The organism is Paramesorhizobium endophyticum, assembly GCF_014640615.1.
In the GTDB taxonomy this organism is placed as follows: domain Bacteria; phylum Pseudomonadota; class Alphaproteobacteria; order Rhizobiales; family Rhizobiaceae; genus Paramesorhizobium; species Paramesorhizobium endophyticum.
The window spans coordinates 22,234-40,772 of the sequence record NZ_BMHH01000009.1 but is presented as its reverse complement, the minus strand read 5'-3'; the positions used below and the strand labels follow the sequence as shown (position 1 = coordinate 40,772).

The window sequence follows — 18,539 nt, the reverse complement described above, 5'->3', positions numbered from 1 at the left end:
GCGGGGTTTACCCCACCGACGCCCGCTTCTCCCGCCCCATCCCGAACCGGTTCTCGATATACTCCGCCACCATCTTCTGGAATTCCTGCGCGATGCCGGGCCCGCGCAGGGTGGTCACTTTCTTGCCATCGACGAAGACCGGAGCAGAGGGCGTTTCGCCGGTGCCGGGGAGCGAGATGCCGATATCGGCGTGTTTGGATTCGCCCGGTCCGTTGACGATGCAGCCCATGACGGCCACCTGCAGCGCCTCGACGCCCGGATATTTCTCGCGCCACACCGGCATGTTGGCGCGGAGGTCGTTCTGGATCGTCTGCGCCAGTTCCTGAAACACCGTCGAAGTCGTGCGCCCGCAGCCCGGACAGGCCGCGACGATGGGCACGAACTGGCGGAAGCCCATGGTCTGGAGCAATTCCTGCGCCACCTGTACCTCGCGCGTGCGATCGCCGCCCGGCTCCGGTGTCAGCGAGATGCGGATCGTGTCGCCGATCCCCTGTTGCAAAAGGATGCCCATCGCGGCGGACGAAGCGACGATGCCCTTGGTGCCCATGCCGGCCTCGGTCAGGCCCAGATGCAGCGCATGGTCTGAGCGCTTGGCGAGCTCCGTATAGACGGCGATGAGGTCCTGCACCTGGCTGACCTTGGCCGACAGGATGATCTTCGAGCGCGGCAGGCCGATTTCCTCAGCCAGCGTCGCGGAGATGAGCGCCGACTGCACGATAGCCTCGCGCATCACCTCCTGCGCCGTGAGCCGCGAGCCTTCGACCTGGTTGCGGTCCATCAGCGTCGTCAGCAGTTCCTGGTCGAGCGAGCCCCAATTGACGCCGATCCGCACCGGCTTGTCATAGCGGATCGCCATCTCGACGATATCGGCGAACTGCTTGTCCTTCTTGTCCTTGAAGCCGACATTGCCGGGATTGATGCGGTATTTCGCCAGCGCTTCGGCGCAAGCCGGATGATCCGCCAGCAGTTTGTGGCCGATATAGTGGAAATCGCCGACCAGCGGCACGTCGTGTCCGAGCCGGTCCAGCCGCTCGCGGATTTTCGGCACTGCCGCCGCCGCCTCGTCGCGGTCAACGGTGATGCGCACGATCTCCGAGCCCGCGCGATGCAATGCTGCGACCTGCGCCACCGTCGCATCCACATCGGCGGTGTCCGTATTGGTCATCGACTGCACGACGACAGGCGCGCCGCCGCCGACCATCACGCCGCCCACCATGACGCCCACCGAGGCGCGGCGGGGGAAGGGATGGGAGAAATAGCTGGGTGTTTCGCTTGCCATTTTACTCACTGCCATGGGCATGTTTCGTGGCGTTTTATACCCTTTGCTCGTGCTGCGCCACCGCCTCTTGATGATCCGCATAGCGCGCGAGCCGCGAGAACACCAGCACCACCGCCTGCAGCAGCGGCAGGGCCGCGAAAACCGCCGAAAAGCCGGTATGCTCCGCGATGAAGCCGATGGTGGACGGCGCGAACAGGATGCCCGAATAGCCGAGTGTGGTGGCGATGGAGATGCCGACGCCCGGTGACATGCCCGGCAGATTGCCGGCGATGGAGAAGACGATGGGCACCATGTTGGAAATGCCGAGGCCGCAGAGCGCGAAGCCGACGATAACCATGATCGGATCGGAGGCAAGGCTGGCGAACAGCATCCCGGCCATGGCGATGACGGTGCATACCCGCAACGTATTGACCGCGCCGAACCGGTCGCGCACCAGATCGCCCGCGAAGCGCATGATCGCCATGGTCAGCGAGAAAGCTGCGAAGCCCAGGCCCGAGACCGCCGCCGTCGCGCCCAGATCCTGCGTCAGGTAAAGCGCGCTCCAGTCGAGCACCGCGCCCTCGGGCACCATGCAGAACAGCGCCATCGCGCCCACCAGCCAGGGCAGAGGCTTCAGCGGCAATGTCGCGCGGACCGCTTGACCGGATTCTTCCCGCGCCGGACGGTCCATGAGCACGATGGGCCAGGCGATGACGAGCACAATGGCCGCGATGACAGTCGCCACCATGGCATGCACCGCCGTGCCCGAATGCTCGATGAGAACGCCGCCCAGCCCCGCGCCCAGAAGCCCGCCTAGGCTCCAGAACGCATGGCAGGACGACATGATGGCGCGGCGCATCTTGCGCTCCACCGCCACCGCATTGGCGTTCATGGCCACATCCATCGCGCCGACAAACCCGCCAAAGAGAAGAATCGCAATGGCCGCAGCCCATACGCTTTGCGTAAAGGTAAGCGCCAGCAGCGACGGAAGCAGCAGCACCGCCGTCACCTTGGAAATCACCGCGCTGCCGAAACGCGCAATATACATCCCCGCCACAGGCATCATTGCGAGCGAGCCGAGGCCGAAGGCGAAGATCATCAGCCCAAGCTCGGTCTTGCTCAAGCCAAGCCGCTCCGCGAATTCCGGAATTTTCGGCGCCCAGTTTCCCATCATGAAGCCGTTCATCAGGAAGAGCAGCCATATGGCCAGCCTCTCCTTCGGCAGATAGCCCGACCGCACCGCCTCGCCCTGTGCGGTTTCCACGCGCATTTCCATGTCTCTCTCCACACTCAAGCCTTGCCGGCCTTGATGATATCGACGCCCAGCGCCGCGATTGTTTCGATGATGGCTTCGTCCGCATCCGCTTCGACAACGAGCCGCCCGCATTCGCTTAAGGCAATCACATCATGCGGCGCGGCGGTTCCAAGCTTCTCGTTCATCGCCGTCGTCATCACTGAACGGCTGCGGCGAGCGATGGTCCGCTTGAACTCGGCATCCTCCAGATGGAACGCGGTGATGCCCGCCTCCACGTCAACGCCGCAAGCGCCAAGAAGGCAGAGATCGGGCCGCAGCCGCTCCGCATCGGCCAGCGCCCTACTCCCCAGCGCTCCGCCGACGCGCCGGTCTATGGAACCGCCGATGAGGATGACATCGACGCCTTCCATCAGCACCGAGGCAATCGTCGGCGCATTGGTTACGACAGTAACGCCGGGTATGCCCAGAATTTCCCGCGCAATGGCGAGATTGGCCGAGGACGCGTCAAGGAATACGAGCATTCCCGGCGCGATGAAGCGCGCGGCAGCAAGCGCGAGCGCTCGTTTGCGCTCCGGCTGGTCCGCCGCCCGCTCGGCGAAAGGCGCGGTGGGCGGAATGGCGAGCGCCCCGCCATAGACACGGCGGCAGAGCCCCGCCGCCGCCATCTCGCGCAAATCCCGCCGGATCGTATCTTCCGAAACGGAAAACTCCACCGCCAGTTCACCCGCCAGCACCTTTCCCGATGCCGCCAGCTTCTCCGCGATCCGCGCCTGTCGTTCCTGCAGAAGAAAATCCGATCCGCTCATGCTTGCCCTTAATCATGCAGAATCGTGCACAAACATGCATGATGCATAGCGGCCTCGGACGCGGCTGGCAAGGGGCCTCGAAATGATTCCCGGTGAGCGCCATATGTGATAGGATTCACCCCCTGACAGGCTGTTTCAGATAAGAGGCCCCATACGCAGCACACAGTTGAAAATCACCCTGCCGGATGACATGGCGCAAATGGTGAAGGACAAGGTGGCCTCGGGCGAATATGCCAGCGAGAGCGAGGTTATTCTCGACGGGCTGTACGCCCTTGCGGGAGCATGAAAGCCCTCACGAGGGCGACCCAGCGTTTGAACACTGGCTGCGGACGGAAGGCGTTGCGGCTTATGACGAGATGAAGGCGGATCCCTCGAAAGGGCGGACGGTGGATGAGGTGCTGGCAGCGCTAGAAGCTGAAACCACACGTCAATTGAAAGTCTGAGGCTCGTTACTGTTTTCAATTAGATAAAAACAGTAGGCTGTACTGCGATCCCCTTCATCCTCGCCCTTCGAGGCTCGCTTCGCGAGCACCTCAGGATGAGGATGAAGGGGCGTCGGCGCTTCAGTAGCCCTCATGGTGAGGTGCGATTGGAGCGAAGCGGAATGAGCCTCGAACCACGAGGGCGCTTGGCGCTGATTCCATCAAAACATGGACAGCTCTAGCACCGCCGCACAAACGCTGTTACCCAAACACCACCAGCAAATCCTTCGCGTCGATCTGGTCGCCCGCGCGCACCAGCACTTCCGCCATCACGCCGTCCTTCTCCGCATGAACAGCGGTTTCCATCTTCATCGCCTCGATGGAGACGAGCACGTCGCCGGCCTTGACCGTCTGGCCTGCCGCCACCGCCACGGTGGAGACGATCCCCGGCATCGGCGCGCCGATCTGGGCTTCATTGCCGGGCTCGGCCTTGCGCCTGACGCCATTGCCCGCCGCGCCCTTGGCACGGTTCGGCACCTTGACGCGGCGCGGCTGGCCGTTGAGTTCGAAGAACACCGTCACCATGCCCTTCTCATCCGTCTCGCCCATCGCCTGGTTGCGGATGACCAGCGTCTTGCCGCGTTCGAGATCGACGAACACCTCCTCCTCGGGGGCCAGCCCGTAGAAATAGACCGGGGTCGGCAGCACGCTTGTCGGGCCATAGGTCTCTTGAGCCACCGCGTAATCGGTGAAGACCTTGGGATACATGAGATAGGAGGCGAACTCCTTGTCGCTGGCCTTGCGCCCGAGCTTCTCCTCAATCTCCTTGCGCTCCTTGTCGAGATCGGCGGGCGCGAGCAGCGAGCCGGGCCGCACGGTGAACGGCTTTTCGCCCTTCAGCACCTTCTTCTGCAAGGCTTCGGGCCACCCGGCGGGCGGCTGGCCCAGATCGCCGCGCATCATCGAGACGACCGAATCCGGGAAGGCGATATCCTTCTCCGGGTTCTCCACATCGGCCACCGTCAAGTCCTGGCTCACCATCATCAGCGCCATGTCGCCCACCACCTTGGAGGATGGCGTCACCTTGACGATATCGCCGAACATGCGGTTGACGTCGGCATAGGCCTGCGCCACCTCGTGCCAGCGGGTTTCCAGCCCCAGCGAGCGCGCCTGCTCCTTCAGATTGGTGAACTGGCCGCCCGGCATTTCATGCAGGTAAACCTCCGAGGCAGGCCCCTTCAGATCGCTCTCGAAGGCGGCATATTGGGTGCGCACCGCCTCCCAATAGAAGGAAATCTTGCGAATCCACTCCGGGTCAAGGCCCGGATCGCGGTCGGTGTCGCGCAGCGCCTCGACAATGGAGCCGAGGCAAGGCTGCGACGTGTTGCCGGAGAGCGCATCCATCGCCGCATCGACCGCATCGACGCCCGCCTCCACCGCCGCCAGCACCGTCGCGGCGGAGATGCCAGATGTGTCATGCGTATGGAAATGGATCGGCAGGTCGGTCGCCTCGCGCAGCGCCTTGAAAAGCACCTTCGCCGCCGCCGGCTTCAACAGCCCTGCCATATCCTTGATGGCGATGATATGCGCGCCTGCCTTCTCCACGTCCTGGGCAAGGCTGACATAATATTTCAGATCATATTTCGGCCGGGCAGCGTTGAGAATATCCCCGGTGTAGCAGATCGCCGCCTCGCAGAGCTTGTTTTCCTCCAGCACCGCATCCATCGATACGCGCATGTTCTCTACCCAGTTCAGGCTGTCGAACACGCGGAAGAGATCAATGCCGCCTTGCGCGGCCTGCCGGACAAAATATTTGACGACATTGTCCGGATAGCTCTTGTAGCCGACGCCGTTCGCCCCCCGCAGGAGCATCTGCAGCAGGATGTTGGGCGCGCCCTCGCGGATCAGCGCCAGCCGCTCCCACGGGTCTTCGGTCAGGAAGCGCATCGCCACGTCGAAGGTCGCCCCGCCCCAGCATTCGAGCGAAAAGAGATTGGGCAGCGCGCGGGCATAGGTTCCGGCGATACGCGCGATGTCATAGGTGCGCATACGGGTGGCGAGCAGCGACTGGTGCCCGTCGCGCATGGTCGTATCGGTGATGAGCACGCGCTTTTCATTGCGCATCCATTCGGCAAATTGCTTCGGCCCCAGCGCATCGAGCCGCTGCTTCGTGCCGTCGGCGATTTTGCCGTCAGGCACATGCGGCACCTTGGGCCAGGCGGCGTCAGCCGATGGCCGCGCGCGGCCCTTCGTCTCGGGATGGCCATTGACGGTGACATCGGCCAGATAGGTCAAAAGCTTGGTGGCGCGGTCCTGCCGCTTCACATGCTCGAACAGTTCCGGCGTGTTGTCGATAAACTTCGTCGTATATTCATTCGCCCGGAACTGCGGATGGGTGATGATCGCTTCGAGGAAGGTCAGGTTGGTCGCCACGCCGCGAATGCGGAACTCGCGCAGCGCCCGGTGCATCCGGTCGATGGTTTCGTCTGCCGTCGGCGCCCAGGCGGTAACTTTTTCCAAGAGCGGATCGTAAAAACGGGTGATCACCGCGCCCGAATAGGCCGTGCCGCCGTCAAGCCTGATGCCGAAGCCGGTCGCTCCGCGATAGGCGGTGATCCGGCCATAGTCCGGGATGAAATTCTGTTCTGGATCTTCCGTGGTGATGCGGCATTGCAGGGCATGGCCGTTGAGCCTGATGTCCTCCTGATCAGGCACGCCCGATTCCGGCGTGCCGATGGCCGCGCCTTCGAGGATGCGGATCTGCGCTTTCACAATGTCGATGCCCGTCACCTGTTCGGTTACGGTATGCTCGACCTGGATGCGCGGATTGACCTCGATGAAATAGAATTTGCCCGTATCGGCATCCATCAGGAACTCGACGGTCCCCGCGCCGATATAATCGGTCGCCTCGGCGATCTTCAGCGCGTAACCCGCAAGTTCCCTACGCTTGATATCGCTGAGATAAGGTGCGGGCGCGCGCTCCACGACCTTCTGGTTGCGCCGCTGGATCGAGCAGTCGCGCTCAAAGAGATGCACCGCATTGCCATGGATATCGCCGAGTATCTGCACCTCGACATGGCGCGCGCGCTCCACCAGCTTTTCCAGATAGACCTCATCCTTGCCGAAGGCAGCCTTCGCCTCGCGCTTGGCCTCGGTCACCTCCTTGGCGAGGTCTGCCGCCGACCGGATGGCGCGCATGCCGCGCCCGCCGCCGCCCCAGGAAGCCTTGAGCATGACCGGATAGCCGATCTTTTCGGCCATCGCCTTCACCGTCTCCATGTCGTCAGGCAGCGGCTCGGTCGCCGGCACCACGGGAACACCGATTTCGATCGCCAGATTGCGCGCCGCCACCTTGTTGCCCAGCCGCCGCATCGTCTCCGGCTTCGGCCCGATGAAGATGATGCCGTTCTCGGCGCAAGCCTCCGCAAATTCCGGGCTTTCCGACAATAGCCCGTAGCCCGGATGGATCGCATCCGCCCCGGACAGCTTGGCAACCCGGATCACTTCGTCAATGAAGAGATAGCTTTCGATCGGCCCCAGATCGCGCGGCAGATGCGGCCCGCGCCCCACCTGATAGCTTTCATCCGCCTTGAAGCGGTGCAGTGCGAGCTTGTCCTCCTCCGCCCATATGGCGACCGTTTTCAGCCCCAGCTCATTGGCCGCGCGAAAGACGCGGATGGCGATTTCGGATCGGTTGGCGACGAGGATCTTCTTGATCGGCAAGGCAGGTCTCCCAAACTGCATGAGTGCTCGGCCAGGTCCGGGAGAATTCAAATCGATTTCATCCGGACCTGCATAAACGGTTCCAGATCAAAGCCGATCCATCGCCCCTTTTTTATTGTTATTGGTTCGGGCGCAACCGGCTCCTCCTCCGAAGCCGTCCACATGCTTACTCCGCAAATTGTTGCAGTGCAAACGGAGTGTGATGGGCGCGCGAGGACATTTTGTAGATGCTTAGGCGGGACAGCGCCCGGCTCGCACCTTCCCTCCCCCTTGCGGGGAGGGTGGCCCGAAGGGTCGGGTGGGGGTGGTGACGTCAAGCGCATGCTTCGAAGACCGTAGCGCGCACGTAACCACCCCCATCCGCCCGCTAACGCGGGCACCTTCCCCGCCAGGGGGAAGGAGGCGCCCCACCTTCAAAACAAAATGCCCGGCACGATGGCCGGGCACTCTGATCAACCGTAAAGGGGCTTACTGCTGGACGTAGGTATACTTGCCGTCTGCGCCCTTCTGCCACTTGTACATGACATAGCCGGGGAGCTTCGGATCGCCCTTTTCGTCGAAGGAGATGTCGCCGAGAACGGTCTTGAACGGACCCTTCTCCTTCAGCGCCTTGGCCACTTCTTGCGGGTCGTTCGAGCCCGCGGCCTTGGCGGCGGCAGCAATGGCCTGGACGCCCGCGTAAGAATAGAGCGTGTAGGCTTCCGGCTCGAAGCCCGCGTCGCGGAACTTCTTCACGAGGTCGGCATTCTCAGGCTTGGTGCGTGGATCGGGACCGAAGGTGTTGAGCGTGCCGGCGACAGCTTCGCCCGCGATCGAGGCCAGCTCGTTGGAGACGATGCCGTCACCCGAGATGAACTGAACCTTCAGGCCCTGGTCGGCGAGCTGGCGCATAATCAGGCCGGCTTCGGTGTGGAGGCCGCCCCAATAGAGAACCGTGACGCCCGCCTGCTTCAGCTTGGCGATGAGGGCCGAGAAATCCTTCTCGCCGACATTCACGCCTTCATAGACTGTTTCGTTGATACCGGCGGCGTTCAGCGCCTTCTTGGTTTCGTCGGCAAGGCCCTGGCCATAGGGCGTCTTGTCATGGATGACGGCGATCTTCGCATCCTTGAAATGGTCGGCGATGTACTTGCCGGCAATGCCGCCCTGCTGGTCGTCACGGCCGCAGGTGCGGAAGGTGTTCCACAGGCCGCGGTCGGTATAAACAGGGTTGGTCGCGGCGGGAGACATTTGGAGAATGCCGTTCTCGGCGTAAACGTCGGAAGTTGGGATAGCCACACCCGAATTGAAGGGGCCGATGACAAACTTCACGCCGTCGGCGACGAACTTGTTGGCGACCGAGATGCCCTGCTTCGGATCGGAGACGTCATCGCCGATGGTGATGGCGATCTTCTCGCCATTGATGCCGCCGGCGTCGTTGACCTCTTTGATCGCAGCCTCGGCGCCCTTCTGGATCTGCGCGCCATAGACAGCGTTCGGGCCCGTTATCGGCGCGCCGATGCCGAACAGCACGTCCGCCCAGGCGCTACCGCTGAAAGCCACCAGGGCCGCAAGTGCAACGCCGGAAAACAATGATTTCTTCATGCGAATGACTCCCATTCTTTTACACCCCTTGCGATGCCCCACGCACCGCTTGGGAATAACACTTGCCGAATTACCGGCCCTTGTCACGCTGTTTCATGGAAACAGCGCGATTCATTAAACTCTTCTCAAGTGTTCTTTTCGCGCCAGGAAAGCGGCGAGACTTTTTCGTAGAGCCAGCTGTACTGCCGCACCATCTGGTTGGTGCGCGTATAGCGGAAGCCGATCGTGCCGATGATGACAAGCACGATGGTGTCGATGATGTAATAGTGCAGCGACAGCATCGTCCCGTCGAACAGCGCGTGATGGATGAAGCGCACCGCAAAGCCGAGCGGCAGCATGTAAAGCAGGAAGGCGGGATAGGTGCGCCAGGTCTGGGCGCAAGCCCGCCCGGTCATCCACGCGGCCCAGCCGCCCAGAATGCAGGTGACGAACAGGAAGAGCCAGAAAGACGGTTCTTCGTAGAGAATGCCTTGCATGTCGATCTCTCCCTTAATGCCTTCCGCCCTCAAGATAGGCGGCGCGCACTTCCGGATTGGCGAGAAGCTCCTTGCCCGAACCGCTCATGGTGATCGAGCCGTTGACCATGACATAGCCGCGGTCGGCGAGTTTCAGCGCGCCGAAGGCGTTCTGCTCGACGAGGAACACGGTCAGCCCCTTGGTGCGGTTCAATTCCTTGATCGCCTCGAAGATCTGCTTGACGATCAGCGGCGCGAGGCCCAGCGACGGCTCGTCCAGCAACAGCAGCTTCGGCCGCGCCATCAGCGCGCGGGCAATCGCCAGCATCTGCTGCTCGCCGCCCGAAAGCGTGCCGCCGCGCTGGTTGATGCGTTCTTTCAGGCGCGGGAACAATTCGAAGATTGTCTGCACATCCTCATCGAAGAATTTGAGATTGTCGAGGCTCGCGCCCATCTGCAAATTCTCAAGCACGCTCATGCGCGGAAAGATGCGCCGGCCCTCAGGCGACTGCGCGATGCGCAACCGCGCGATCTCATGTGGCGGCAGGCGGGTGATGTCCTGCCCGTTGAAGACGACACGGCCCGTGCGCGCCTGCGGGCTGCCGCAGATGGTCATCATCAGCGTAGACTTGCCCGCGCCATTGGCGCCGATCAGCGTGACGATCTCGCCTTCGTCCACCGTGATGTCCACGCCCTTGAGCGCGCGGATATTGCCGTAATAGGTCTCGACATTCTCGACCTTGAGAAGCGTATTCGTGGCCGGCATCATTTGCTCCCCTCGGCAGGCTTGTCCTCAGCCTCGGCCTCACGAACCAGTTGCGCGACCGCAGCATCCGCTGGGTCGGCGACATGGGCTGCCTCCGCTCCCTCGATTACTTCGGCTATCTCCTCGTCCTCGACGCCGAGATAGGCGGCGATGACCTTCGGATCGTTGCGAACCGCATCGGGCTTTCCGTCGGAAATCTTCGTGCCATATTCGAGCACGATCACATGGTCGGAGATTTCCATCACCACCGACATGTCGTGCTCGATGAGGAGGATGGACGTGCCCGTCTCGCGACGGATGTCGAGGAGCAGTCTGTTGAGCTCCGCCGATTCACGCGGGTTGAGGCCCGCCGCCGGCTCGTCGAGGCAGAGCAGTTCCGGGTCCGTGCACATGGCGCGGGCGATTTCCAGGCGGCGCTGGTCGCCATAGGGCAGATCGCCCGCGGGATCGTCGGCCCGGTCGATCAGATTGATCTTTTCGAGCCAGTACCGCGCCTTCTCCGTCGCCTCCGCCACCGCTCGCTTGTATGCGGGGAAGCCGAGCAGCCCGAGAATGGTATAGCCCGAAGACTTCATCAGCGGGTTGTGCTGCGCCACCAGCAAATTCTCCAGCACCGTCAATCCGGAGAAAAGGCGGATGTTCTGGAAAGTGCGCGCCACCTTCGCCTTGTCGGTGATGAGATGGCCGGGCAGCCGTTCGAGAAGGAATTTCTCGCCGTTCTTGCGCGCCAGCGTCAGCATGCCGCCTGTCGGCTTGTAGAAGCCGGTGATGCAGTTGAAGACAGTCGTCTTGCCCGCGCCATTGGGGCCGATCACGGCAGTGATGTCGCCGCGCCTGGCCTCGAGGCTCAGATCGTTGATGGCCACCAGCCCGCCGAACTTCATCGACAGGTGTTCCACCTTGAGGATTGGGTCCATGGGAGATTGACCGGATAGGGGTTGCGTCGCCGACATCAGCCGTGGCCCTCCTTGGTGAAGGAGCCGGAGATCATCTTGCGTTTGTGCAGGAAGGCGCTGGGTTCGCGGTGCCCGACGAAGCCGCGCGGCTTCCACACCATCACCACCACCATGGCGAGACCGAAGATCAGCATGCGGTAAAGCTCAGGCGTGAACTGCGGCCCGAAAACGAGCTTGAGGAAGCCCATCTCGCGCAGGATTTCCGTGCCGCCGATCATCACCACCGCCGCGATGGCGATGCCGATGAGCGAGCCCATGCCGCCGAGAACCACGATGGCGAGAATGACCGCCGATTCCAGGAACACGAATGATTCGGGGCTGACGAAGCCCTGGCGCGCCGCGAAAAATGAGCCGGCGAAGCCGCCGAACATCGCACCCGTGGCGAAGGCCGTGAGCTTGGTCGTCGTCGTGTTGATGCCGAGCGAGCGGCAGGCGATCTCGTCCTCCCGCAGCGCTTCCCACGCACGGCCCACAGGCATGCGCCTCAAGCGGATCGTCACCCAGGCGGTGAGCAGCGCCAGGAACAGGATCAGGTAATAGAGGAAAATTTTGTAATAAGCGGAGGATAGCGGAAGGCCGAATATGGCCGCGAAACCGTCCTTGCCCGCGGTGAAGGGAATGCCGAACAGCGTTGCCTTGGCGATGCCGGAAATGCCAGCCGAGCCATTGGTAACCTCCTTCCAATTGATGAGGACGAGGCGGATAATTTCGCCGAAAGCGAGCGTGACGATGGCGAGATAATCGCCGCGCAGGCGTAGCACCGGGAAGCCGAGAATGACGCCCCAGGTCGCGGCAAGAATACCCGCAATCGGCAGCAGCACCCAGAACGACAGGCCATAATAGCTGGAGAGGAGCGCATAGGAATAGGCGCCGACCGCATAGAAGGCGACATAGCCCAGATCGAGCAGCCCGGCGAGACCGACGACAATATTTAGCCCCCAGGCGAGCATTACATAGATCAGAATCTGAACGCCGTAATTATCGACCAGTTTCAGCGAGCTTTGCAAACCGAAGATCGAGACAACGAGGACGGGATAGATGAGCAGGAAAACGATCGCGAGCTTTGTGAAATTTCGCCGTAAGAAGGAAGGCTCCGCTGCCTCATCCAGTTCCACCAGCTCTTTCGCCTTGCGGCTTGCGGCCAGCCAGGGCGATACAATCGCTGTGAAGAGAAAGCGTCCTACGGCGGCTATAGCCACCATGATGAAGAGGAGTCCCCAGCGTTGTTCCAATACGAGTTCGTTGTTGATATTCTGCTCGGCGCGAAAGCCAATGATCAGAACGAACAAGCCGAATGCAATGACGCCGGCCACAAGGCTTTCGCGAATAGCGGTGGCGAACACGGAATCCGGACGGGAGTTGGAGAGTTCGGCCATGGTCACACCTTTTCGACTTCAGGACGGCCAAGAATGCCTGATGGCATGAAGATGAGCACGATGGCGAGAATGGAGAACGCCGCCACGTCCTTATAGTCGGTCGAGAAATAAGCAGACCACAGCGCCTCGATGAGGCCGATGAGCAGCCCGCCTATCACGGCACCCGGTAGCGAGCCGATGCCGCCCAACACTGCAGCGGTAAACGCTTTGACGCCGGGAATGAACCCGTCGGAGAATGAGATGACGCCGTAATAGGTCAGGTACATCGTGCCCGCGACCGCGGCGAGCGCCGCGCCCATGACGAAGGTCAGCGAGATGGTGCGGTCCACATTGATGCCGAGCAGCGCCGCCATCTTGCGGTCCTGCTCGCAGGCGCGCTGCGCGCGGCCAAGCGAGGTGCGGTTGACCAGATACCAGAACGCTGCCAGCAGCACCGCCGTAACTACGATAATCACGATCTGCTTTAGTGAAATCATAATGCCGGTACTGGGAATCGTGAACCCACCATTGATCATAGGCGGGATCGCCTTGTTGCGCGGGCCTTGCGTGACCTGAATGAAATTCGACAGTGCGATCGACACGCCGATAGCAGTGATCAGCGGCGCCAGCCGGAACGATCCGCGCAAGGGCCTGTAGGCCACGCGCTCGATGGTCCAGCTCCAAAGGCTCGTCAGGCACATCGCCACCAGCATCATGATGAAGAGCGCGAGCACGACCGGCACACCGCCGAGGAATGTCGTCAATATCAGGAAGACGATGAGCGCCATGAAAGCGCCGAGCATGAAGACATCGCCATGGGCGAAATTGATCATGCCGATGATGCCATACACCATCGTATAGCCGATTGCGATCAGCCCGTAGATCGAGCCGAGCGTCAGCCCGTTGATCACCTGCTGGATAAAATATTCCATCGATTAAGCCACCCTGTCTTCGAACGCGACGTTATTTCCTGCCCTTTTTGGGCGGTTCCCTTATTCGCCGGTTCGCTTTACACCTAACCGCTGTGACACGGAAAGCAACCATTTTTGTATAAGACGAAGGGCTGATATGGCAGCCCTTCGCATTTATAGCCATTTCCCCTACGGAACCATATAAGTCGCGCCTTTTTCCCCGATTTTCACGGCCTGCGCGAGATTTTCACATATTTACCCGGCTAACGTTTCTCCGTCACCGTCACGCAACCACAAACCCATGCGCGAAGGGATCCCGGTCATCGATGAAGATCGTGTTGTAGCCCGTCATACGCGCCCAACCGGCGATTGAAGGCACGATGGCCGGGCGGCCCGCAACTTCCGTCGCCTTCTCGACCCGTCCGTGGAAGAGCGAGCCGATGATCGATTCATGCACGAACTCGTCGCCCGGCTTCAATTTGCCCTTCGCCGCAAGTTGCGCCATGCGCGCGGAAGTGCCGGTGCCGCAGGGCGAGCGGTCGATGGCCTTCTCGCCATAGAACACGGCGTTGCGCGCATGCGCTTCCGGCTTGGTCGGCTTACCGGTCCAGAGGATATGCGTCAGGCGATTGATATCGGGCAGTTCCGGATGCTGAAACTTGTATTTCTCGTTGAGGCGCTCGCGCAGCACGGGGCTCCAGCCGATGAGCTGCAGGGCGCTGTAATCCGCCATGTCGCTATAGTTTTCCTGCGGCTCGACAATGGCGTAGAAATTGCCGCCATAGGCGACATCCACCTTGATCGGGCCGAGGTCGGGGCATTCGACCTCCAGCCCCTCGGCATAGAGAAAGCCCGGCACATTGGTCAGCCGTACACGCTCGACATATTGCCCGTTCTGCTCATATTCGATGGCGACCAGCCCGGCGGGCGTTTCGAGATTGAGCTTACCGGGAGTCTTCGGCGTCACCAGCCCCTGCTCGATCGCCATCGTCACCGTGCCGATCGTGCCATGGCCGCACATGGGCAGGCAGCCGGAGGTCTCGATGAACAGCACCGCCACGTCGCAATCGGGCCGCGTCGGCGGATAGAGGATCGAGCCGGACATCATGTCATGCCCGCGCGGCTCGAACATGAGGCCCGTGCGGATCCAGTCATATTCGCGCAGGAAATGCGCCCGCTTCTCCATCATGTTCGCGCCCTCCAGGTTCGGGCCGCCGCCCGCCACCAGCCTCACCGGATTGCCGCAGGTATGCCCATCGACGCAGAAGAAGGAGTGCCTGGCCATTTTTGTTAGAACCTTAAAAACGTTGCGGATTGAAGGGTTTGAGATCGACCGCTGGGGCTTGGCCCGTAACGAGGTCGCGGATCAGCCGGCCGGTCGCGGCGGACTGGGTCAGTCCCAGATGGCCATGGCCGAACGCATAATAGACATTGGGCGCATTCCTGGCCCGGCCGATGGCGGGCAGCGAGTCCGGCAGCGACGGCCTGTAGCCCATCCATTGCCGCCCGCCTTCGGTCTTGAGATCAGGCAGAAACTGAGAAGCCTTTTTCAGCATCGCCTCGGAGCGCGCATAATTGGGCGGCAGTTCCAGGCCGCCGAATTCCACCGCCCCGCCGACGCGGATGCCCGTGGAAAGCGGCGTGATGACAAACCCGTGCCCCCCGAAAATCAACTGCCGCCGCAGATCGAAGCTCTCGACGGGCAGCGTGGTGTTATAGCCACGCTCGGTATCGAGCGGAATGGCGTCACCGCATTGCCGGGCAAGATGATGCGACCACGCCCCCGCCGCGATGACCACCCTCCCCGCAAGCAATGCCCGGCCATCGGCCAGCCGGATCGAGGTGTTGCCGCCCGACGGCTCGAGCCCCCTCACCTCGCCCTTCATGAACCGAGCCCCGGCGCGCTCCGCATAGGACCAGAGCGCCTGTCCCAGAACCTTGGGATCGCTCACCGTCTTCCAGTCCGGCACGAAGCTGCCGACGACGAAGCGTGGGGAAAGCCCCGGCTGATACTCCGCCAGTTCCTTGCCCCTGATGTGCCAATAGGCGATGCCGGCCTTTTCCCGCGCGTCCCATCCGGGCAGCGCCGCCTTTAGCTCCGCCTCGCTTTCATAGAGTTCGAGCGAGCCGTCCTCGCGCAGCATGGAAAGGACGCCGGCACGCTTCATCAGCGCCAGCATTTCCCTTTCGGCAAGCCGCATCATCGCCGCCTGTGCGACCATGCATTGGGCCTGCGCCTCGTCGCCGCTCGCCCGCCAGAAACGATAAAGCCACGGCACGAGCCGCGGCAGGTAGGAAGGACGGATGGTGAAGGGCCCGAGGGGATCGGCAAGCCACCGGGGAAGCTTAGCCAGCACCCCCTTTGAGGCCAGGGGCAGGATGTCGGAGAAGGCCAGCGCCGCCGCATTGCCGGAACTCGTCTCCTCGCAGATGCCGGTGCGGTCTATGACGAGAACCTTGTGCCCAGCTTCGGCCAGATAGGCGGCGATGCAAATGCCGATGATGCCCGCGCCAATGACGATGGTTTCCTGATCCTGCGTCCCGCTGCCGGACATCGCGCCGCGTCCCCCATTTTCCGACGAATGCCGCAATGGCATTCCCTCCACACGGCTTTCGATAATTGATATATCAGTGATATATCTGTACGCTCCGTAGCGGTCAAGCATAGGGAGGTTGCGTTTGGCGATATTCGAAAACGTGAACGGAGAAAGCCTTGCCGAGCAGGCCTACCGCACGCTTGAGCGGCTGATCGTGACGCTCGTGCTCGAACCGACCATGGTGGTCAACGAGCGCGCGCTGATCGAACTGACGGGCATGGGCCGCACGCCCGTGCGCGAGGCGATCCAGCGGCTAGCCTGGGAGGGCTTGCTGGAAGTGCGTCCCCGCTCCGGCATCGCCATCACCCCGCTCGACCCGCAAGACTTCGTCAAGGTGCTCGACGCGCGTGAGGGCGTGGAACAAATTCTGGCCCGCGACGCGGCGCGGTTCGCCGGATCACGCGACCGGGAGAGGCTTGAGGCGACGGCGGATGCAATGCGCAGGTCCGCGCGGGAAAACGATGTCGGCCAGTTCCTCGATGCCGACAAGGCGCTGGACGCTGTGATGGGCCACGCGGCGGCCAATCCTTTCGCCACGCGTCTCGCCGCGCCGCTGCAGACCCACAGCCGGCGCTTCTGGTTCCGTCTCAAGCATGACGACGGCATAGCCGCTTCCACCGAGGCGCACATCGCCATGATCGACGCCATCCTGGCTCGCGCGCCGGAGGAAGCCATGTCCGCCGCCGCGGGCCTGATCCATCATCTGCGAACCCTGACGCAATAGCGCGCCTTACCCTACCCCTGCGATCCTGCCTTCCCCGGAATTAGGGAAGGCAGATCAGGCGGCTCATTGGTTGCCGTTCATGCCGGCGGGAGAAGAGGTAGCCGGAGCGACAACATCGGCATAGTGGGTGCCGTAGTAATTGTCATCGGAGGCGACCACGACCGCCTCACCCTTCGTAACGGCCGGATGGCCACCGGGGCGCAGGGCAAAGGTCGAACCATTGTCGAGCGTGATCGTCTCGGCATTCTGGTCGTAGGCCTTCACCGTACCCTGTGTGAACTGCTCGGCCTGCGCGCCATAGGCGGTGAAGGCGAGGATGATGGTAGCTGCGGAAAGTATCTTCATGCCCATGGGATAGTCCTCCATAAGCGGCGGACGCGCTTCAAGCCGGCGCCCGATCGGCTACGCATGCTTAAGACAATCATGCGCTTGAATTGAGCCTTCGGGCGGCTCCCGAAAGCTCAGACGCGGGCAATATCCCCCGACGGGAGAGTTTTTCCATGACCGCGCCAATCACTTGTTTTCAACCCTGCGCGACCATGGCAGGCTGTCAATGCCGACGCGAACACATCCCGCCTGCCCTGCCGGCGAGATCGCGCCCTTCCCTCCCCCTTACGGGGAGGGTGGGTGGCCCGAAGGGTCGGGTGGAGGTGGTGACGCGTGCGCGACGTTCGTCAGCAAAAGCGCACCCGTCACCACCCTCATCCGCCCGCTAGTGTCTGTCAGAATTAGCTTGAAGCAACGCCCCCTCGCCGTCATCCTCGGGCTTGTCCCACTGCTGTCCGGTTGGATTGTGCTGGACAAGGGGCATGGCATTGATTCTACTTCGGAATAGACGTTTTCACCGACGATCTGGTTCTGAAGGAGGCCAATGCCGTGCGCGTTCAAGCTACAATGTTGTCCCAGCTTTTGCAGCATCTTCCGTGGCCGGTACTCGACCGGGCGGTGGCTTCCTACAAGATGGATAAAGGGCATCGGGTTCCGGACGCCCGCTCCCATCTGGTGGCCCTGATGGCCGGGCAACTCATCGAGGCTCACGGGCTGCGGGATATCGAGGCGGCCCTTGCCGTCCACGGTCCGGCCTTGAAGCGGCGCCGGATAGAGCCCGCCTGCCGGTCCACCCTGTCGGACGCCAACCGCGCCCGCCCGGCGGCGGCGTTCGAGACGCTGATCCCCGCGCTGTTGGCGCGGCTTTCGCCAACCAGAGCGCGCAAAGCCCACGATGAACTGCGGCTGGTCGATTCCACCCTCATTCAGCCCGGCCACGGCGCCGAGCACTGGGCGCATTTCCAGAACGGCAAGGTCGCCGCCAAGGTCCATGTCGTGTTCGACCCGAAAGTCCGGCTTCCGGTATTCTATGAACTGACCAGCGGCAACACCAGCCCAATGCCCTTCGTCTGCAGATCGCCGCGGCCATCATCACCTATCTGCTGATCAAGCTCATCCATAACGCCGCCAGCACCACAAAGACAGCAGCCCGTTTTCCTTGCGAGCCTTCGACACACGCTCTTCCATCGCGTCGATATGCAAACCCTCTTCCACCGCATTGAGCGCCGTGATAAGGCATCCAACCCTCCCCCAGATCCAAGCCAAATGCAGTTCGAATGTAACGCAAAAAACGTGCCGGACATCCGTGGGTCAAGCCCGAGGATGACGATCGGAGAGAAGGGGAGATGTCCGGCAGGACAGGGGGGTGTACCGCCCTGCCAAGCTCATCAATCAACCAA

14 protein-coding genes and 2 pseudogenes are annotated in these 18,539 nt (G+C 62.1%); 3 read left to right on the top strand and 13 right to left on the bottom strand.

What is annotated here, in order from left to right; genetic code table 11:
• Positions 1 to 7: 7 nt before the first annotated feature.
• From ispG to IEX53_RS12395, 3 genes are read right to left on the bottom strand one after another with little or no spacing between them, the layout of a single operon-like run.
• The gene (gene ispG / locus IEX53_RS12405) at positions 8 to 1,279 is read right to left on the bottom strand and encodes a flavodoxin-dependent (E)-4-hydroxy-3-methylbut-2-enyl-diphosphate synthase (protein ID WP_188824611.1); all 1,272 of its coding nucleotides are present in this window, start codon (positions 1,277 to 1,279) and stop codon (positions 8 to 10) included.
• 34 nt (positions 1,280 to 1,313) lie between these two features.
• The gene (locus tag IEX53_RS12400; protein ID WP_188824486.1) at positions 1,314 to 2,534 is read right to left on the bottom strand and encodes an MFS transporter; all 1,221 of its coding nucleotides are present in this window, start codon (positions 2,532 to 2,534) and stop codon (positions 1,314 to 1,316) included.
• Positions 2,535 to 2,548: 14 nt separating this feature from the next.
• Positions 2,549 to 3,319 (bottom strand): DeoR/GlpR family DNA-binding transcription regulator, encoded by a 771-nt coding sequence (locus IEX53_RS12395; protein ID WP_188824485.1) that lies wholly within the window; start codon positions 3,317 to 3,319, stop codon positions 2,549 to 2,551.
• A 151-nt stretch (positions 3,320 to 3,470) separates the two neighbouring features.
• On the opposite strand from IEX53_RS12395, the pseudogene IEX53_RS12390 reads away from it, so the two are divergent.
• Positions 3,471 to 3,762, top strand: a pseudogene (locus IEX53_RS12390) (ribbon-helix-helix domain-containing protein).
• Between the two features lie 240 nt (positions 3,763 to 4,002).
• On the opposite strand, the gene pyc reads toward IEX53_RS12390, so the two are convergent.
• From pyc to IEX53_RS12345, 9 genes and pseudogenes are all read right to left on the bottom strand, one after another.
• Positions 4,003 to 7,485, bottom strand: coding sequence for a pyruvate carboxylase (pyc, locus tag IEX53_RS12385; protein ID WP_188824484.1), 3,483 nt, complete (start codon positions 7,483 to 7,485; stop codon positions 4,003 to 4,005).
• Between the two features lie 447 nt (positions 7,486 to 7,932).
• On the bottom strand, positions 7,933 to 9,048 hold the full coding sequence (locus tag IEX53_RS12380) for a branched-chain amino acid ABC transporter substrate-binding protein (RefSeq protein WP_188824483.1): 1,116 nt from the start codon (positions 9,046 to 9,048) through the stop codon (positions 7,933 to 7,935).
• A 125-nt stretch (positions 9,049 to 9,173) separates the two neighbouring features.
• Positions 9,174 to 9,524 carry a DUF6867 family protein gene (locus tag IEX53_RS12375; protein WP_188824482.1) on the bottom strand — a complete coding sequence of 117 codons (351 nt, stop codon included), beginning with the start codon at positions 9,522 to 9,524 and terminating at the stop codon, positions 9,174 to 9,176.
• A gap of 13 nt (positions 9,525 to 9,537) precedes the next feature.
• On the bottom strand, positions 9,538 to 10,269 hold the full coding sequence (locus tag IEX53_RS12370) for an ABC transporter ATP-binding protein (RefSeq protein WP_188824610.1): 732 nt from the start codon (positions 10,267 to 10,269) through the stop codon (positions 9,538 to 9,540).
• 20 nt (positions 10,270 to 10,289) lie between these two features.
• Positions 10,290 to 11,222, bottom strand: a pseudogene (locus IEX53_RS12365) (ABC transporter ATP-binding protein); the annotation flags it as partial.
• Positions 11,222 to 12,601, bottom strand: coding sequence for a high-affinity branched-chain amino acid ABC transporter permease LivM (gene livM / locus IEX53_RS12360; RefSeq protein ID WP_188824481.1), 1,380 nt, complete (start codon positions 12,599 to 12,601; stop codon positions 11,222 to 11,224). The pseudogene IEX53_RS12365 and the gene livM, both read right to left, overlap by 1 nt.
• Before the next feature lie 2 nt (positions 12,602 to 12,603).
• The gene (locus IEX53_RS12355) at positions 12,604 to 13,512 is read right to left on the bottom strand and encodes a branched-chain amino acid ABC transporter permease (protein ID WP_188824480.1); all 909 of its coding nucleotides are present in this window, start codon (positions 13,510 to 13,512) and stop codon (positions 12,604 to 12,606) included.
• 262 nt (positions 13,513 to 13,774) lie between these two features.
• Positions 13,775 to 14,776: a 4-hydroxyproline epimerase gene (locus tag IEX53_RS12350; protein ID WP_188824479.1), complete on the bottom strand. Its 1,002-nt coding sequence runs from the start codon at positions 14,774 to 14,776 to the stop codon at positions 13,775 to 13,777.
• 13 nt (positions 14,777 to 14,789) lie between these two features.
• Complete coding sequence (locus IEX53_RS12345) at positions 14,790 to 16,046, bottom strand: NAD(P)/FAD-dependent oxidoreductase (protein ID WP_188824608.1); 1,257 nt, start codon at positions 16,044 to 16,046, stop codon at positions 14,790 to 14,792.
• Positions 16,047 to 16,155: 109 nt separating this feature from the next.
• Between IEX53_RS12345 and IEX53_RS12340 the strand changes: the two genes are divergently transcribed.
• Positions 16,156 to 16,812 (top strand): GntR family transcriptional regulator, encoded by a 657-nt coding sequence (locus IEX53_RS12340; RefSeq protein WP_188824607.1) that lies wholly within the window; start codon positions 16,156 to 16,158, stop codon positions 16,810 to 16,812.
• A 63-nt stretch (positions 16,813 to 16,875) separates the two neighbouring features.
• Here the strand turns inward: IEX53_RS12340 and IEX53_RS12335 are convergent, their stop codons facing one another.
• Complete coding sequence (locus IEX53_RS12335; protein WP_188824478.1) at positions 16,876 to 17,163, bottom strand: hypothetical protein; 288 nt, start codon at positions 17,161 to 17,163, stop codon at positions 16,876 to 16,878.
• Positions 17,164 to 17,688: 525 nt separating this feature from the next.
• On the opposite strand from IEX53_RS12335, the gene IEX53_RS12330 reads away from it, so the two are divergent.
• Positions 17,689 to 18,246: a DUF4372 domain-containing protein gene (locus IEX53_RS12330; protein WP_188824477.1), complete on the top strand. Its 558-nt coding sequence runs from the start codon at positions 17,689 to 17,691 to the stop codon at positions 18,244 to 18,246.
• The last annotated feature ends 293 nt before the right edge of the window (positions 18,247 to 18,539 follow it).

Bases quoted from the DNA above. Each gene is read 5' to 3' on its own strand.
- ispG (WP_188824611.1), bottom strand. From the start codon at position 1,279: ATGGCAAGCGAAACACCCAGCTATTTCTCCCATCCCTTCCCCCGCCGC.
- IEX53_RS12400 (WP_188824486.1), bottom strand. From the start codon at position 2,534: ATGGAAATGCGCGTGGAAACCGCACAGGGCGAGGCGGTGCGGTCGGGC.
- IEX53_RS12395 (WP_188824485.1), bottom strand. From the start codon at position 3,319: ATGAGCGGATCGGATTTTCTTCTGCAGGAACGACAGGCGCGGATCGCG.
- pyc (WP_188824484.1), bottom strand. From the start codon at position 7,485: ATGCAGTTTGGGAGACCTGCCTTGCCGATCAAGAAGATCCTCGTCGCC.
- IEX53_RS12380 (WP_188824483.1), bottom strand. From the start codon at position 9,048: ATGAAGAAATCATTGTTTTCCGGCGTTGCACTTGCGGCCCTGGTGGCT.
- IEX53_RS12375 (WP_188824482.1), bottom strand. From the start codon at position 9,524: ATGCAAGGCATTCTCTACGAAGAACCGTCTTTCTGGCTCTTCCTGTTC.
- IEX53_RS12370 (WP_188824610.1), bottom strand. From the start codon at position 10,269: ATGCCGGCCACGAATACGCTTCTCAAGGTCGAGAATGTCGAGACCTAT.
- livM (WP_188824481.1), bottom strand. From the start codon at position 12,601: ATGGCCGAACTCTCCAACTCCCGTCCGGATTCCGTGTTCGCCACCGCT.
- IEX53_RS12355 (WP_188824480.1), bottom strand. From the start codon at position 13,512: ATGGAATATTTTATCCAGCAGGTGATCAACGGGCTGACGCTCGGCTCG.
- IEX53_RS12350 (WP_188824479.1), bottom strand. From the start codon at position 14,776: ATGGCCAGGCACTCCTTCTTCTGCGTCGATGGGCATACCTGCGGCAAT.
- IEX53_RS12345 (WP_188824608.1), bottom strand. From the start codon at position 16,046: ATGTCCGGCAGCGGGACGCAGGATCAGGAAACCATCGTCATTGGCGCG.
- IEX53_RS12335 (WP_188824478.1), bottom strand. From the start codon at position 17,163: ATGGGCATGAAGATACTTTCCGCAGCTACCATCATCCTCGCCTTCACC.